This window comes from Pseudomonas sp. E45-MNA-CIBAN-0222, from assembly GCF_040310405.1.
In the GTDB taxonomy this organism is placed as follows: domain Bacteria; phylum Pseudomonadota; class Gammaproteobacteria; order Pseudomonadales; family Pseudomonadaceae; genus Stutzerimonas; species Stutzerimonas stutzeri_AC.
Genome location: NZ_JBEOPU010000028.1, coordinates 1 through 15,633 on the forward strand (window position 1 = coordinate 1; position 15,633 = coordinate 15,633).

Sequence of the window (15,633 nt, forward strand, 5' to 3'; positions counted from 1 at the left end):
CGCGTCCGCTTAAAAAATACGCGGACACCATCGTCCTTAATGCGGGAGTTCGGAAGGTGACTTGGCTGGACGCTTACAATACATCAGCGCGAGCATCCTGCCTAGTGCTGTAGATCTTTCGCCTGATCCGCTCCCGCTTCAGCAGTTGGAAAAAGCTTTCCGCTACCGCATTATCATGGCAGTTGCCACGTCGACTCATGCTGCCAAGCAAGTTGTTGGCTTTCAGAAAGCTCTGCCAGTCACCGCTGCTGAACTGGCTCCCCTGGTCTGAGTGAATCATCACCTCCTGCTTTGGTTTGCGTCGCCAAACCGCCATCAGCAATGCATCAATAGCCAGATCGGTGGTCATTTGCAATTTCATTGACCAACCGATTACCTGCCGCGAAAAAAGGTCTAGCACCACCGCCAAATACAACCAGCCCTCATAGGTGCGGATGTAGGTGATGTCCGTGACCCAGACCTTGTTGGGTTCGGTGACATTGAATCGACGCTCAAGATGATTCGGTGAGGCCACTGGAGGCTTGCCACCATAACGGCCCGGCCGACGCCGATACCCTGTCTGCGAGCGCAGTCCTTCCTGGCGCATTAATCGAGCAACGCGATGCCTGCCGCACTGTTCGCCAAGCTCACGCAGGTCCTCATGAATTTTTCGGTAACCGTAGACACCACTGCTCTCTAGCCACGAGTGCTTGATCAGACCAAGCAGGCGTTGGTCATCCTTGGCTCGAGCCGACTTCGGCTCTGTCCTCCAGGCGTAATAACCGCTGGCATGCACTCTCAAGGTCTGACAAAGACGCCGAACCGAGTAATCCACTGACAATTGACTGATGAAGGCGTACTTCAGCCGCACTCCTTGGCAAAGTACGCGGCGGCCTTCCTAAGAAACACTTTCGGCAGCCTGTAGCGTGAATCCAAACTCGGCTGCTCGACGGTGCAACCCTTTTACCACGCGCTCCCGATACTTCTGCTCATAATGATCGGCACCTGGATCCTGATAAGCCATGCCGAAGCGCATCGCGTTGTAGAACAGGATGGCGATCTTTCGAGCGGTAGCGGTCACTGCCTTGGCCTTGCCGATACGCGCAGACAAGCGTCGGTAGAAAGCGCCCAATGCCGTATTCGTTTTGCCGATGGTCACAGCGGCCAGGCGCAAGTGCGCTGTAACCCGGTTCTTGGTCTTACGCGTATGCGCTGACAGTACCTTGCCGCCGCTGATCCGGCAGCCTGGTGCCAGAGTCAGCCAGGAGGTGAAGTGATGAGCGGTACGCCAGCGACTCAGGTCAGTGCCGCACTCAGCCACCAAACGCAACGCCAAGTAAGGTCCGATGCCATGGATCTGGGTTAGGTCGACACCGACCAGTTGATAGAGCACGGTGCGTACGTCGAAGTTAAGCGCATTTGGCTGCCGAGTACGGTGACGTGGTTTTGGTAGCGGCTTGCTGGGCGGGGACTTCTGCTGGGAGAGCCGCTGCAAACTCTGAGCAATCTGCTGATCGCAGATTTCGAGCTGTGCCTGATAGGCATCGTACATGGCTAACGCTTGCGCCAAAGCAAAGACATGCTCCGGTTGGTAGTTGCCAACCAGGGCACTCTGGATGGTCTCAACGCTCGACTTGCAGCGGGTATCGCGCATGGTTGCCAGTGTCGCAGCGTTTCGCTCGCCGGCGACAATCGCACGGATGATCCGCATACCTGTAGCCCCAGTAATGTCGGCGACCACATGGTGCAACTGCAGATTCATGTGGGTGAGCGCCTTCTGCATGTGCTGGATATGCGCAGCGGCGTAATCGAGGTGGCGTTCTCGCAAGCGTAGATAACTGCGTAACGCGGCGATCTCCCGATCAGGATGGAAACTGGCACGCAGCAAGCCACAAGCATGTAGGCGCTGGATCCATTGCGCATCGTTAACGTCGGTTTTGCGCCCAGGAACTGCGCGGGCATCCCGCGCATTGGCCAGCACGACATGCAGGCCATGGCTTTCCAGAATCTCGTAGACCGGAATCCAATACACCCCGGTCGACTCCATCGCCACAGTAGTGATCCCGAGATCGGCCAGCCAATTGGCCATGCGTTCCACGTCGGCGGTAAACGCCTTGAAGGTTTGCACCGGTTCTTCAGTGATGTCGGCGGGCACCGCCACGACATGGAAGCGCGAGCCGATGTCGATACCGGCTGCGCGCTCATGAATAACCGGCAGGCCATGACGCTCCGAACTGGACTTTTTCATGAGTTCCCTCCATTTACAGGAAATGCTGGACGGGGACTCGGATCAAATCACATTCCTAAACGGGGTCACGAAACGCGCCACCACTAACGGGTCCGCAGCTTCCCCTGGGTCAGGTTTTTTGACGGGGACTCAGCCTCCAAAAAGCAGACGACCACTGTCCAGCGGTGTCAGTGTAGTGGGCGTGTTTCTAACCCAATGGGGCGCGGAGCGCCGGGGAGGCGGTTTTTTAGGATGTCTCGCTCTTCGGTCACACGCTTGAGTTCAGTCCGCAGACGACGTAGCTCCGCGTGTTGATCGTCCTCTTGCGCCCGCTGCTCCTGGGGCTTGCTGTAGCGCTTCACCCAGGCATACAGACTGTGTGTCGACATGCCCAAACGAGCAGCTACCTCAGCCACTGGCAGACCTCGCTCGGTCACCTGTTTGACTGCTTCGATTTTGAATTCTTCGGGGTAACGCGGGTTGCTCATGACGCCTCCTAATGGGCCGCATTATGAGGCCTGGAGGTGTCTACGAAACTAGGGGCGATTCAGTCTTCACAAAAGTACTCCGTCAACCAACACCTGATCGAAACTCTGCTGAGTTGGGTTAAATCCGGCGAAATCGCCATTCCAGAAATCCAGCGTCCTTTCGTGTGGGATGCCACAAAGGTTCGAGACCTAATGGACAGCCTGTATCAGGGCTTTCCTGTCGGTTACATCATTGCTTGGCGAAACCCCACGGTGAAGCTCAAGGATGGCTCGCTGGCCGAGGGGAAGAAGGTGCTGATCGATGGCCAGCAGCGGGTGACGGCGCTGACTGCTGCCATCGCCGGGCAGCAGGTGATCAACCAAGATTACCAACAGGTGCGTATTCGCATCGCTTTCCACCCCATGGAAGAGCGCTTCGAAGTTAGTAACCCGGCCATCGAGAAGGACAAAGCGTGGTTTGCCGATATCGCACCTATCGTTAGTGGTGAGCTGAAGGCGCATAAGCTAGTGCCAGGCTATGTCGCCGCTAATGCCGGGGTGAGCGAGGATCTGGTCTACGAGCGGCTGGACAGGTTGTGCGATATTACCAAGAAGCAAATCGGCCTGATCGAACTGGCGGCGGACCTCGACATCGAGACGGTGACCGAAATCTTTATCCGCATCAACTCAAAGGGCGTGGTGCTCAGCCAGGCGGACTTCGTCATGTCGAAGATCGCGGCCAACTAGGAGTTTGATGGCAACACCTTGCGCAAGGCCATTGACTACTTTTGCCACCTGTCCATCGCGCCGGAGTTCTACGCGCATATCGAGAACAACGATAAGACTTTCGTGCAGACCGATTACTTCAAAGCTATGCGCTGGCTGAAGAGTGAGAACGACGACCTCTACGACCCCAGCTACTCGGACATGCTGCGGGTAGCGTTCACTACCAAGTTCAATCGTGGGAGGCTGTCGGATCTGGTCGGGCTTCTCTCTGGCCGTAACTTTGAAACCCGCAGCTATGAGAAGGAAATCGAGGAAGCGTCCTTCAAGACCCTGAGCGAAGGAGTCAGGGAGTTCATCAACGAGACGCACTTCAAGCGCTTCCTGATGATCATCCGCTCGGCTGGCTACGTGGACAGCTCACTGATCGGCTCGGTAAACGCACTGAACTTTGCTTACGTGCTCTATCTCAAGCTCAAACGCGACCTAGGCAACAATCCCAATATCGAAAGCTGGGTGCGTCGCTGGTTCGTGATGTCGCTGCTCACTGGCCGCTACTCTGGATCGCCGGAGTCACGGTTCGACAAGGACATCAAAGCTGTACACGACCGGCCGTTTGCTGATGTGTTGGCGGAGATCGAATCGGCTGACCTTTCCGACGCCTTCTGGGACTTCGGCTTGCCGCAGGCGCTGAACACCTCTTCAGTGAATGCTCCGGCCATCAAGGTGTTCTGGGCCGCGCAGGCCAATCGGGGTGACAAGGGCTTCCTGTCTAAGGACATCACCGTGCGTGACATGCTCACGCATCATGGCGACATCCACCATATCTTCCCGAAGAACTTCCTTAAGAATCGAGGGTTGGCCAAGAGCAGGTACAACCAGGTGGCTAACTTCGTGTTTGTACAGCAGGAAGTGAACATCAAAATTGGCCATACCGCACCGGCTACCTACATGGCCGATGTGTTAGCCCAGTGTGAGTCGGGTGAAGCACGCTATGGAGCCATCACTTGCCTGGATGACCTCAAAGGCAACTTGGCCGCCAACTGCTTACCGGAAGAATTGGCCGCCTACCGGCCTGAACGGTTTGATGAGTTTCTGGCTGAACGTCGTAGGCTGATGGCGCAGAAGATCAAGCAGTATTACTGGGGGCTGTGAGCAACTGTATCGGGGAGTTCTGTGATGTCATGGCCTGCGCATGTATTATTTTATGGTTAAGTGAGCGTTGTGGATACGATATCGTCCTTGGCCAACGAACCAAAGTCCGGAATGCGATATAGAAAGGATAGAATTTTTGCACCTTTGCAATGTTTGGCTTTTGGGGTTATATAAAAAATAATGCTCTGGTTGTTGTTTTTTTGTTTTCGTATTTGCAATAATTGATTGTGTGGCATGTGTCACGCAAATAATAATAAGAAGAATAATATGAATGCAGAGACTCAAAGCGCCTATATTAGTTTGGCCAGTAATTTTTATGCGACTCGGATGCAGGGCGTTGAGCTTGATGAGCTCAATATTATTGGTGCTTTACTACGGGCGGCCCCTGATTACCGCCCGGATTATTACCGGCGCCTACGTAACGCTTTGGCGTTTGATCAAAAGCATCGAGGAAATTTCTGGGCTGCCCAAGAAATCAATCGTACGCTCAATCCGGTCACTGTGTTAAATCTGCCGCGAAAGAAAAAGCAGCGACGTCCGCAGAAGCTTTCTACCGCTGATTTCGAAGCGTGGCTACGGTGTCTGGCTGAACGAGATATGCCTGTCGAAGCGGGAGCTTTAATGGTGATATCTCTTACCGGAGCGCGACCATGCGAGCTTAACGGAATTTCTATCGATGGCCGGCGCATCCATATATCCGGTGCAAAGCTTAGCCACAACGGTTTACGCGGCGCTAGCCGAACGCTTGAGGCTGATGGAGACGTCTGCAATATCTTGAGAAACGCTCTCGCTGCTTTTAAATGTCAGCCGCGCAGTATGGATTCAATACGCGTTGCGCTTCACCAAGTCGCTACTGAGCTATTCGGTAGGAGGAAGGTGCCGAGTATGTACACACTTCGTCACCAGTTCGGCTCAAATCTGAAAGCCTCAGGCATGTCCGCAATAGAAATGGCATACGTCATGGGGCACCAGGCTACCGATTCGATTAGCCGCTATGGCGATAAAAGATTTGGACGTGCAGAAGCGGTTAAGGTTAAGCCTGCAAGCGATGCTGACTTTTCAAAGGTGAGAGATACAGTGCCTGCTCGAATGCGTGCGGACGCCGTGGCTCTTAATGATCAGCGAGACTTGGATCGTAGGACTGAGGTCGCTGACGGCTGAGGTGATGTGGTCATTTCAGCGGACAATCATGAATTCCTTAGGCTATAGAGCGTTTGTATCTAGCTCTGGTTTTGATAGCGGTTTCCACCTTTACGTCGTCAACGCTCAGGTATCTGTTACGTAATCTTGGACACATGGGTGTCGCTCACCGGCAGCGCCCGGCCAATAGCTGCCTTTTTGTATTCCGGAAGGGGATACCTGAACGCGTATGCTTACGCACTCGCGCTGTAGGTACTAGGACATGCCCTCAATTCATACCCTGAACGCTCGCGGCAACATTCTGCTCCCTGTAATGCGTGAGTGCTTTTCCCTCAGCGATGCACGTACCTTTGCTGAAATACAGAATTTTCATGGCGAGTGCGTCGGTATCCTTAAAGCCAAGGGGATCGACTACGCTGCGCTCAGAACAGCCCTGACCCCGCAACCAACAAAGCACGAGGCGGCGTTCCTTTTCGATACGGATCTTTGTGCCCGGAGCTTCGTGCCTGGAGTGGAGTGCGCCGAAGCGCTATTTAGCGCGCTGGATGCCCAAACGACCCACAGCATCCTGGGCGGAGAGCTTTTCGGCTCGGGCGATCGGCTTGCGCGCAAGCTGCTGGATCCCGCAGTAGTCAGCACAAAACCGAGTTTTCGTCTGCCCGATACGTGCTTCGTCTTGTACGTGAACAACCTGTCCGAAGGTGCTATTTCTGCCGTCGCCTCCAAACTCCAGCAGCTTCCTGCCTACGTAGGCTACTTGCCGTGCACTTACTCAAGCGCAGCCAAAACCTTCACGTCGCTGAACCTGATGAATTATGTGATCAAGCATGGCAGCACAGTCATCATGGGGCACGAAGATGATCGACCGAACACGCAGGATTTCAACCTCCACCAGCATGACTACGTGAAACAAGGTTTCCGACTCAGGAGCATTCAGTCGATCTACTTCGGCACATTCCTCTCGTACAAGCCTGAACGCCTGCTGCTCGATGTCACCGACGACGACCTGGAGATCGCGGTAAGGGCCATGTCGCCTGCTGTAGCACCGCTGGCAGAGTTCACGGTCCTCATTGAGGATGCCAAGTTCGAGAAGTACCTTCAGACCACGAAGCTAGGAAAACTGCAAAAGGCCGGCTTGGCAGAACTGACCAAGGCCGAGCTTGAGACCGCAATCCGAAGCAGCCTGCGGATGAACTACCTGTACAACCTTGAGTGGGTGAGCCAACCGACCCATCAGCTCAGCAAATTCAACATCCTGCTTGAGTTCCCGCGAGTTGGCGGCCACCCGGAACGTGTAGTTGTGGCCCTGGAGTACCGCCCGGTCGACCGCATCCTTCGCCTTGTCACCATTACCTGACTACCTCAAGCCTTCAGAACATGGTCTTGCCTAACCGCTGCCGGACTGACATTGCTCCTTTCAAGGTCGGGTGTCTTATGCTGCGGTTAGAGGGTAAAAAGGCATAGCACCACCAAGGACGAGCTGTGGCGACTGTGACATGAGCAGAGCCCCCAGTTTCAATACGAAGTTATGGAGAACGTTGCTCGGTGAAAATCAGAAAAATTACGATCAAGAACTTTCGTGGGGTGAAAGAGCTTGACTGGGCCCTTCCTGAATCCGACATCTTCTGTCTCATAGGGAAGGGCGACTCCTCCAAGTCGACAATCCTGGAGGCAATCCGATTTACGTTCTATCCCCAATGGAATCTCACGCTCAGCGATTCAGACTTCTATCAATGCAAGGTCGAGAACACCATCGCCATAGAAGTCACGATTGGCAAACTGGCTGAAGAGTTCTGCTCGCTACACAAGTACGGCCCCTACCTCCGCGGCTGGAACGCAGCTGCTCGAACTCTCACGGACGAGCCGGACGACCATCTGGAGAATGTTTTGACCGTACGGCTCACGGTCGAAAAGGATCTGGAGCCGAAGTGGATCGTGGTCTGTGATCGCAACCCCGAGGGGACACCCTTCAAGCAAGCTGACAGAAACAAAGTCAGTGTGGGCCTGATCGGTGCGTACAGTGAGAAGCAACTGTCCTGGGCGAATGGAACAGCGCTGGCCAAGATCACGGAAGCACAGAGCTTGAATGAGCTGCTGGCGAATGTCTCCAGAAACGCCAGGACATCGCTGGACACTGATCGTGATGCCAATCTTGTGAACTTCGATGCCGCGGCGGCGAAATCACAAGAGATGGCCAAGCTGCTCGGCGTACCTGTGGTGGATTCCTACAAAGCTCACCTTGATCTGAGCTCCATAAATCTGAAAGTGGGCGGGCTGTCGCTGCACGACGGCGACATGCCGCTACGTCAGTTGGGCCTTGGATCGCGCCGGATGCTGCTGTGTGGCATTCAAACTGTGGGGCTAGAAGAAGGCCACATCACCTTGTTTGATGAGGTGGAGTTTGGCCTAGAGCCACACCGGATCACCCGCCTGATCAAGCACGTGAGAGATGACGAACGAGGGCAGTACTTCCTCACGACCCACTCTCCAGCCGTGCTGCGCGAACTCACCGTGAATGAGCTTCATGTAGTTCACAATTCCGACGGCGTGGTTCAGATCGTTTCCGCTGCCAAAGAAGGCCTTGAGGATCACGAGGTTCAAGGGAAGATTCGATCAAGCACCGAAGCATTTCTGGCAAAGAAGGTAGTGGTTTGCGAAGGCGCAACAGAGGTCGGCTTCCTGAGGGGTTTTGACGACTTCCAGATGGCGAGCAAGAAGGATCCGTTTTCCTTCCACGGTGTTGCGCTGCTAGATGCAAAGGGAGGCAGCAAGGTAAAGGCACTTGCAAAAGCCTTCAAATCGCTTGGCTATGACGTGACGGTGCTCGCTGATGGTGACGCCGAAGATCAGTTCTCTCCAAAGGATGAGAAAGAGCTAGCGGCTCTGAACATCCCAGTTCTGATGTGGAGCGACAAGCTTTCACTTGAGGAGAGGGCCTTTCAGGATCTTCCGTGGCCAAGCGTGCTAGCTAGTTTAAAACTCGCTCAAGACGAGCTGAGCTTCCCTGTGTACGACCATGTGCGCTCTAGGTTCCTTGCAGGTGATTTAGATAAGGACACTGGCACTTGGATAGATCGTCCTGAGCTGCGTACAGCCATAGGTGTTGCGGCGAAGAAGTCCTGCTGGTTCAAGGACACCACTAGGGGTGACTTATGGTTTAAGGCGGTAAGCCAAGCCTTCCTCGACGCTGATTTCGCCCAAAAGAACCTTGCACTTGAGCTCGGCAAGCTTTGGGCATGGACAGAACATGTCTGAGGAGCTAGCAACCAAACTCAGCAACTGCCCAAACCGAGGGTACGTTATCGCACCTGCTGGATACGGCAAGACGCACCTCATTGCGTTGGCAGTGCGGGCCGCTGGCGGCCGGCAACTGATCCTGACTCACACCTTTGCGGGCGTAAACTCGATAAAAACCAAGATGACGTTACTTGGTGTTCCTGCCTCCAAATATCAGGTGGATACGATTGCAAGCTGGGCGCTGCGCCTTTGTTTGGCCTACCCCAAAAGCTCCGGTTGGGCGACTGAAAATCCGACCAGCAAGCAGTGGAGCAAGCTCTATGAAAGCTGCTCGGGATTGCTGAAGAAGCAGTTCATTCGCCATGTCGTATCGGCCACTTACACGGGAGTCTATGTAGATGAGTACCAGGACTGCTCCGATTCACAGCACTCGCTGGTCTGCGCCTTGGCAGATGTCTTTCCCTGCCGGATCCTGGGCGATCCCCTGCAGGCCATCTTTGACTTTGAGGATGGTAAGCCTGTGGACTGGAACGCAAGCGTGTATCCCACTTTCGACTGCCTGGGCGAGCTAGACACCCCTTGGCGTTGGAAACAGGCTGAAGCACATGAGCTGGGCGCCTGGCTGAACGAGGCGCGGAAGAAGATTGAGCAGGGGCAGAAAATTGATCTAGTTGGTGGACTGCCACGCAGCGTGATTCGCGTTGCAACCGCCCCCGCGTTTCTGGAGGCCAAACAGTATTCATCGCTCTGCGGCCAGCTAGGGCACAACGAGAGCGTGATTGCTCTGCACGGTGGAGATCCCAAGTCCAAGAGTAAGACCCACCTTTTGGCCCGAAGCATGGCAGGTCGATTTTCTTCTATCGAGGAAGTTGAAGGCAAAGACCTTCACTTATTCATCAAGAAGCTCGGAGCCGCGAAGACTGCCCAAGCGGGATTTCTTCTCGCCTTGGATTTTGCGAAGAAGTGTTTTACTGGCGTGACCAAGGCCTTGACTGCCGGAACCCAGAGATGCGAGGTGGCGAAACTTAGTAAAAGCACAAAGTACCCCCTAGTCCTGCATGCAGCGAATGACTACCTCAACAACCCATCCAGCAGCCACCTCAAGTCGTTTTTTCTGGCGTTGAAGTCAAATCCAGAAACATCGCCCTATCGCCGTGACCTCCTGTATCGCTTACTCAACGTGCTGAAGCTACACATAGATGGAGAAGGCGCAACTCTCTCAGAGGCCGCAAACCTGTACCAGCGCGAAATGAGGCATACGGGGCGGCCTCTCAGCCACAGGAAGCTCATTGGGACAACGCTGCTGGTCAAAGGTCTGGAATACGACCATGCCGTCATCCTTGATGCAGACTCGCTTGACGCTAAGCATTTGTATGTCGCGATGACACGTGGGTCGAAGTCGCTCACCATCATCGGTACGGGTAGATACATTCCAGCAAAATGATCTGATGCTATAGACCCATAGGGCAGGGACCTCCGAGGCGCCTGTGAGCCCCTTTTCAGTCTTGAGCAAATCAGTCCGCTTTTTGGCCGAAAGCCGTCTTTCACAATGGCAACTACCGGCCAATAGCGGTCGCTCACCAAGGGCTGTTTCCGACCCAGGCTGGGTGAAAACGCATGCGTCGTTTTGAAGTCTGCGTTGCTACGTAAAATCTGCCAGCGTTTGGTTGGTCAGCCAGACCTGAACTTTGCGTAGGAACGCGATTTTGATTGCGATTCTGACTGCCAAACTCGCTCTAAAACGTTTTCACACAGCCTGGACCCCAAGCGGACGTTAACTGTTTGTCGACTGTACATGGATCGCTAAGCTTCGCGCAGGTGCGCATGGCAGCGCCACTTTCCGGGCGGACTGTTAGTCCAGCGACTGAATGCCCGCGAAAAACTGGCCGCCTCGGCGTAGCCTAGACGTTGGGCGATGCTGGTAAGGTCCAGACGCGAGTCGCTCAGCAGGCGCTCGGCCAAACGCTGCTTGATTTGCTCGTTGAGCTGTTGGAACGAGTGACCTTCACTCGCCAAACGGCGCAACAAGGTGCGCTCGGAAAGGCCCAGGCGCTGGGCCACCATCCGGCTGCTGAGCAGCGTGGCCGAGTCGCGGATCAACACCTGTTGCACCAAACGCGCGGTGGGCGCCTTGACCAGGCTGTGGGAGATCTCGGTACATAGCCGCTCACACAGTTGCTCGCCCTCACTGTGGGCACTGATGTGCGCCTGCGGCAGGGTGAAGGTCAGGTCGGCATTGGAAAACAGGATGCCGTTGCGCCCGGCCTCGAACTGCACCGGATAGGCAAATTCCCCCTGCAACGCGGCGAGATCCGCAGGTGCGCTGCTGGTCATCTCGATAGCCAGGGGGGCAAGGGGGCGCTGCAGTAACTCGCACGCCACGCCCAGGCACGCGGAGAGTCCGCGCTCGATAACAAAGGCGCGAGCATCCTGCGGCAGTACGCTGGCATCGAACAGTAACCAGCTACCGCGTCGCTCCACTTCGATTCGCGCCGGGCACAGCGTCAGCGCTAACAGTTGAAAACGGCTGAAGGTGGCAAACGCCTCTCCCAGCGTGCGACTGGCGAGCATGGTGAAACCGAGCAAGCCCAGTGACGTCAGGTGATAGCGCTGCCCGGCAGCGAATCCCAGGCCCGGTCGGCCGGCGTGTTCGAGCAAGTTGCGGATTACCGCCAGCTCTTGCCAGGCCTCGATCTGCGCGTTGCGCTGCTGCAGTGTTTCGCTGGAGATGGCGCTGCCTATCAGGCAGCTCGCGGCCTCCACCCCTTCGGCCTGGGCGGTTTCTAGCAGGTAACGTACGCCCGTCAGGGCACGGTTTTGGCGCCAGTCCACCGGGCAACCCTCCATTCAAAATAGTCTTGGCGGTAATTATCATTTTTTGGCTGTAATAATCATGGCTAGCCTAGCAGCCGCCACGCATTCTGTAAGCACTCCAACAACAAAAGAGTGCGAGCCATGAGCGAGTTCATCTACACCCTGCCTAGCCATAACCGTGCTGCCAGTTACAGTCACATTCGTGTAACCCCGACCACCGGCGCCATCGGTGCGGACGTCGAAAATCTTGATCTGACGCGTCTGAGCGACGAGGGCTTTGCCGAGTTGCGCCAGGCGCTGCTCGCCCACAAGGTGATCTTCATCCGCGACCAGGCCCTGAGCGTTGCTGACCTGGAGCGGGTTACCCAGCACCTCGGTGAGTTTGGCCGCGAACCCTATGTGACCTGCATGGCCGATCATCCGCACGTGGTACACGTGGTCAAGGAAGCCTCCGAAAAAGCACCCTTCGTATTCGGTGGTGCTTGGCATACCGACTGGACCTTTCAGGAGCGCCCGCCAGCATTCACCCTGCTCTATGGGCACGACATTCCTCCCTATGGCGGCGATACCTGCTACGCCAATCTGGCCCTGGCGTATGAGTGGCTATCGCCTGGGATGCAAGCGCTGCTGGAAAACCTCGACGCGGTGCACAGCCCGGAAATGGCCTATGGCGTTAACGCCAAGCACAACGCGCTGCTGGAAAACATGGCGATCAACTACGGTAGCGATACCTCGGCTGACGAGCGCAGCCACCCGTTGGTAACCCGCCACCCGGAAACCGGGAAAAAGGTGTTGTTCATCAACCCGGCCTACACCACAGGCATCAAAGGCCTGCGTACGGAAGAGTCGCGTCCACTGCTTGACTACCTGTTCAAACTGGCCACCTCGGAAGCCTTCACTTGCCGTATGCGCTGGCGTCAGGGAACCCTGGCGATCTGGGATAACCGCAGCACCTGGCATATGCCAGTGGCCGACTACCACGGCATGCGGCGCGAAATGTTCCGCACCACCGTGATCGGCGAAGTACCCAGCCGATGAGTGCGCCGGTGGCAATTACCGAACCGCGCCTGCTCGGCGCGGCCCACTGCCTGGCAACGGCACGGCTCGAGCGGCATCCCGTGCCACGGGTTAGCGAAACTTTCGCCCTGGCCAACCTGGATGAAGCCTATGCCGTGCAAGCCGCTGGCATGCAGCAGGCGTTGGCTCAAGGCCGCCGTCTTTGCGGGGCCAAGGCTGGGCTGACCTCGGCGGCCCTGCGTGCAGCGCTCAAGGTCGACGAGCCGGTGTATGGGCGGCTGTTCGCGGACACGGCGTGCCTCTCAGGTGAAGCCATCGCCTGGGAGCGCCTGCTGCAACCGAAAGTCGAGATCGAGCTGGCATTGGTGCTCGGCCACGATCTGCCGGCTGGCGAGATCAGCCATGAGCAGTTTCTGGCCTGTATTGCGGGTGCGGTGCCGGCACTGGAAATCAACGACTCGGCCATCATCGGCTGGCAGTTGACCTTGATGGATGCGGTCGCTGACAACATTTCATCCGGGCTTTATGTGTTGGGTGATCAGCCCGTGCCGCTGGCGCAACTGCCTACGCCAAACCTGCTGATCAGCCTGCATAAAAATGCCCAGCCGGTGCTGCTCGACACCAGCGTAGCGCTGCATGACTGCCTCGCCACCGGCCTTTGGCTGGTGCGCAAGCTGGCCCGGCGCGGCCAGCCATTACGTGCCGGAGATGTGCTGTTGACCGGAGCGCTGGCGCCGATGCTCGACGTCGGTCCTGGCGATCACGTGCGCATGGTGATGGGCGAGCACGGCGCAGTGGAGTGCTCATTCGCAGGCACCACAGCCTAGAGAACCACGCATCGGGCACAACGGCCCATTAGAAGCGGCGCTGATTGAAATCCGCCATAAAAAGTACAAGAAGCGAGAGCCATCAGAATGCAGTACGAAGAGTTTGATTACGTCATTGTCGGTGCCGGTTCGGCAGGCTGTGTATTGGCCAGTCGCCTGAGCGAAGACCCCAGTGTGTCTGTCTGTTTGCTGGAATCCGGCGGGCCGGATAAGAGCGTGTTGATTCACGCCCCGGCCGGCTTCGTTGGCATGGTGGCAACCTCTTACAACAACTGGGCATTCGACACCGTCCCGCAGCAGCACATGGACAACCGCAAGCGTTACCAGCCGCGTGGCAAGACGCTGGGTGGTTCTAGCTCCATCAACGCCATGCTCTATGTGCGCGGTAACCGCTGGGACTACGACCATTGGGCCAGCCTGGGCAATCCTGGTTGGTCGTATGAGGATGTGTTGCCGTACTTCAAACGTGCGGAAAACAACGAGACCCACGGCGCCAGCGAATACCACGGCGCGGGTGGCCCGCTGAACGTTGCCGAACTGCGCACGCCAAGTGAGCTGAGCAAGGCGTTTATCGATGCCGCAGTGCTCAATGGCATACCGACCACCCGCGACTACAACGGCGTCGATCAATTCGGTTCGTTCATGTACCAGGTAACGCAGAAAAATGGCGAGCGCTGCAGTGCAGCCAAGGCTTATCTGACGCCTAACCTGTCGCGCCCCAATCTATGTGTGAAGACCCATGCGCTGTCGGCCAAGATCATCATGCAAGGCAAGCGCGCCTGTGGCATTGCCTATTACCAGGGCAGTGAAGCTAAGGAAGTCCGGGCGCGTCGTGAAGTCATCCTCAGTGCAGGCACCTTTGGTTCGCCGCAGCTGCTCCTGCTCTCGGGTATAGGCCCGGCCAAGGACTTGCAGGCGGTGGGCATACCCGTGGTACACGACCTGCCTGGCGTCGGCGAAAACCTGCAAGATCACATCGATCACGTGCAGAGCTACATCAGTGCCAGCGACAGCCAGACCTTCGGATTGTCCTTGAATGGCGCTATAAAAATGGCCAAGGGGGTGTTCGAATGGCGCAAGCAGCGTACCGGCATGATCACTAGTTCGATCGCCGAAGCCGGGGCTTTTGTACGCTCCTCAACCGAGGTGCAAGCACCTGACTTGCAACTGGTTTTTGTGGTGGCGCTGGTTGATGATCACGGTCGCAAAATGCACACCAGGCACGGCTTTTCCTGCCATGTTGAAGTGCTGCGCCCCTACAGCCGTGGCACGGTCAAACTGGCCAGCGCCGACCCGCGAGTGCCACCGAAGATCGACCCCAATTTTCTTGCCGATCCACGCGACCTCGAGCTGTTGGTCAAGGGTGTGCAGTTGCAGATGGACATTCTGCAAAGCAGCCCGCTGCAACCGTGGCGCGGCAAGATGCTCTATCCCGTCCAGCGCGATGACACGGCAGGCATTATTGCCGATATCCGGGCGCGGGCCGACACCCAGTACCACCCGACCAGTACCTGCAAGATGGGGCCGGCCTCTGATGCGTTGGCCGTGGTCGATGCGCAATTGCGTGTACACGGGCTTGAGGGGTTGCGGGTGGTGGACGCCTCGATCATGCCGACAGTGACTGGCGGCAACACCAATGCACCGACCATCATGATTGCCGAGAAAGCCGCCGATATGATTCGTCAGGCGCAGTAGCTGGTGAGCAACTGCACAGACTTGAGTCGAGGGGCCACCCTACTGCCTCTCGGCGTTTCACCTCTGCGTCGGCGGCGCGGAGTTGGTCAGGTTCCTACGTTAAATCTGCGCTAGTTCGGCCATTCCAAGAGCTAGAATTTTCGTAGAGGCGTGATTTCTGCGTCGATTTCGACGACTGCGTCTGCTCAAAAGTATTTTTACACAGCCTCGGCCGAAACCGACGACCACGACGGGCAGCTATTGGCCGAAAGCTGCCTCTAGCAGGTGACCGCTTCCGGCCGATTCTGTTGAAAAAGTAGGTTTAGCGGCGGCCTGCCGATCAGGTGTGCCTGCTGTCGAAGTGGCTGCAAGC

At 56.4% G+C, this 15,633-nt stretch carries 11 protein-coding genes and 2 pseudogenes; 9 read left to right on the top strand and 4 right to left on the bottom strand.

The window, feature by feature from the left end:
• Positions 1-79 precede the first annotated feature (79 nt).
• The 3 genes and pseudogenes from AAEZ08_RS22225 to AAEZ08_RS22235 all read right to left on the bottom strand — a co-directional run.
• Positions 80-877: pseudogene (locus AAEZ08_RS22225) on the bottom strand (IS3 family transposase); the annotation flags it as partial.
• Positions 878-2,227 carry an IS110 family RNA-guided transposase gene (locus AAEZ08_RS22230; RefSeq protein ID WP_008570888.1) on the bottom strand — a complete coding sequence of 450 codons (1,350 nt, stop codon included), beginning with the start codon at positions 2,225-2,227 and terminating at the stop codon, positions 878-880.
• 224 nt (positions 2,228-2,451) lie between these two features.
• Positions 2,452-2,694, bottom strand: a pseudogene (locus tag AAEZ08_RS22235) (transposase); the annotation flags it as partial.
• A 36-nt stretch (positions 2,695-2,730) separates the two neighbouring features.
• Here AAEZ08_RS22235 and AAEZ08_RS22240 point away from each other — a divergent pair.
• The 6 genes from AAEZ08_RS22240 (at position 2,731) to AAEZ08_RS22265 (ending at position 10,372) form a co-directional block, all read left to right on the top strand.
• Complete coding sequence (locus tag AAEZ08_RS22240) at positions 2,731-3,420, top strand: DUF262 domain-containing protein (protein ID WP_228754957.1); 690 nt, start codon at positions 2,731-2,733, stop codon at positions 3,418-3,420.
• 18 nt (positions 3,421-3,438) lie between these two features.
• A complete protein-coding gene (locus AAEZ08_RS22245; RefSeq protein WP_228754959.1) occupies positions 3,439-4,551 on the top strand; it encodes a hypothetical protein in 1,113 nt (370 codons plus the stop codon).
• A gap of 267 nt (positions 4,552-4,818) precedes the next feature.
• Positions 4,819-5,712, top strand: a complete 894-nt coding sequence (locus AAEZ08_RS22250) for a site-specific integrase (protein ID WP_003291594.1) — start codon at positions 4,819-4,821, stop codon at positions 5,710-5,712.
• Positions 5,713-5,953: 241 nt separating this feature from the next.
• Positions 5,954-7,048 carry a hypothetical protein gene (locus tag AAEZ08_RS22255; protein WP_181066390.1) on the top strand — a complete coding sequence of 365 codons (1,095 nt, stop codon included), beginning with the start codon at positions 5,954-5,956 and terminating at the stop codon, positions 7,046-7,048.
• A gap of 188 nt (positions 7,049-7,236) precedes the next feature.
• Positions 7,237-8,946 (top strand): ATP-dependent nuclease, encoded by a 1,710-nt coding sequence (locus AAEZ08_RS22260; RefSeq protein WP_181066391.1) that lies wholly within the window; start codon positions 7,237-7,239, stop codon positions 8,944-8,946.
• Positions 8,939-10,372 (top strand): UvrD-helicase domain-containing protein, encoded by a 1,434-nt coding sequence (locus tag AAEZ08_RS22265; protein ID WP_181066392.1) that lies wholly within the window; start codon positions 8,939-8,941, stop codon positions 10,370-10,372. The genes AAEZ08_RS22260 and AAEZ08_RS22265 overlap by 8 nt, the downstream gene beginning before the upstream one ends.
• A gap of 359 nt (positions 10,373-10,731) precedes the next feature.
• Here AAEZ08_RS22265 and AAEZ08_RS22270 read toward each other — a convergent pair whose 3' ends face one another.
• Positions 10,732-11,760 (bottom strand): AraC family transcriptional regulator, encoded by a 1,029-nt coding sequence (locus tag AAEZ08_RS22270; protein ID WP_011544400.1) that lies wholly within the window; start codon positions 11,758-11,760, stop codon positions 10,732-10,734.
• 123 nt (positions 11,761-11,883) lie between these two features.
• Here AAEZ08_RS22270 and AAEZ08_RS22275 point away from each other — a divergent pair, with 123 nt between their 5' ends.
• The 3 genes from AAEZ08_RS22275 (at position 11,884) to AAEZ08_RS22285 (ending at position 15,281) form a co-directional block, all read left to right on the top strand.
• Positions 11,884-12,780 (top strand): TauD/TfdA dioxygenase family protein, encoded by an 897-nt coding sequence (locus AAEZ08_RS22275; protein ID WP_011544399.1) that lies wholly within the window; start codon positions 11,884-11,886, stop codon positions 12,778-12,780.
• An 8-nt stretch (positions 12,781-12,788) separates the two neighbouring features.
• Entirely contained in the window at positions 12,789-13,586 is a 798-nt protein-coding gene (locus tag AAEZ08_RS22280; protein WP_199148737.1) for a 2-keto-4-pentenoate hydratase, read from the top strand.
• Between the two features lie 87 nt (positions 13,587-13,673).
• A complete protein-coding gene (locus AAEZ08_RS22285; RefSeq protein WP_011544397.1) occupies positions 13,674-15,281 on the top strand; it encodes a GMC family oxidoreductase in 1,608 nt (535 codons plus the stop codon).
• Positions 15,282-15,633 lie beyond the last annotated feature (352 nt).

Bases quoted from the DNA above. Each gene is read 5' to 3' on its own strand.
- AAEZ08_RS22230 (WP_008570888.1), bottom strand. From the start codon at position 2,227: ATGAAAAAGTCCAGTTCGGAGCGTCATGGCCTGCCGGTTATTCATGAG.
- AAEZ08_RS22250 (WP_003291594.1), top strand. From the start codon at position 4,819: ATGAATGCAGAGACTCAAAGCGCCTATATTAGTTTGGCCAGTAATTTT.
- AAEZ08_RS22255 (WP_181066390.1), top strand. From the start codon at position 5,954: ATGCCCTCAATTCATACCCTGAACGCTCGCGGCAACATTCTGCTCCCT.
- AAEZ08_RS22265 (WP_181066392.1), top strand. From the start codon at position 8,939: ATGTCTGAGGAGCTAGCAACCAAACTCAGCAACTGCCCAAACCGAGGG.
- AAEZ08_RS22275 (WP_011544399.1), top strand. From the start codon at position 11,884: ATGAGCGAGTTCATCTACACCCTGCCTAGCCATAACCGTGCTGCCAGT.
- AAEZ08_RS22285 (WP_011544397.1), top strand. From the start codon at position 13,674: ATGCAGTACGAAGAGTTTGATTACGTCATTGTCGGTGCCGGTTCGGCA.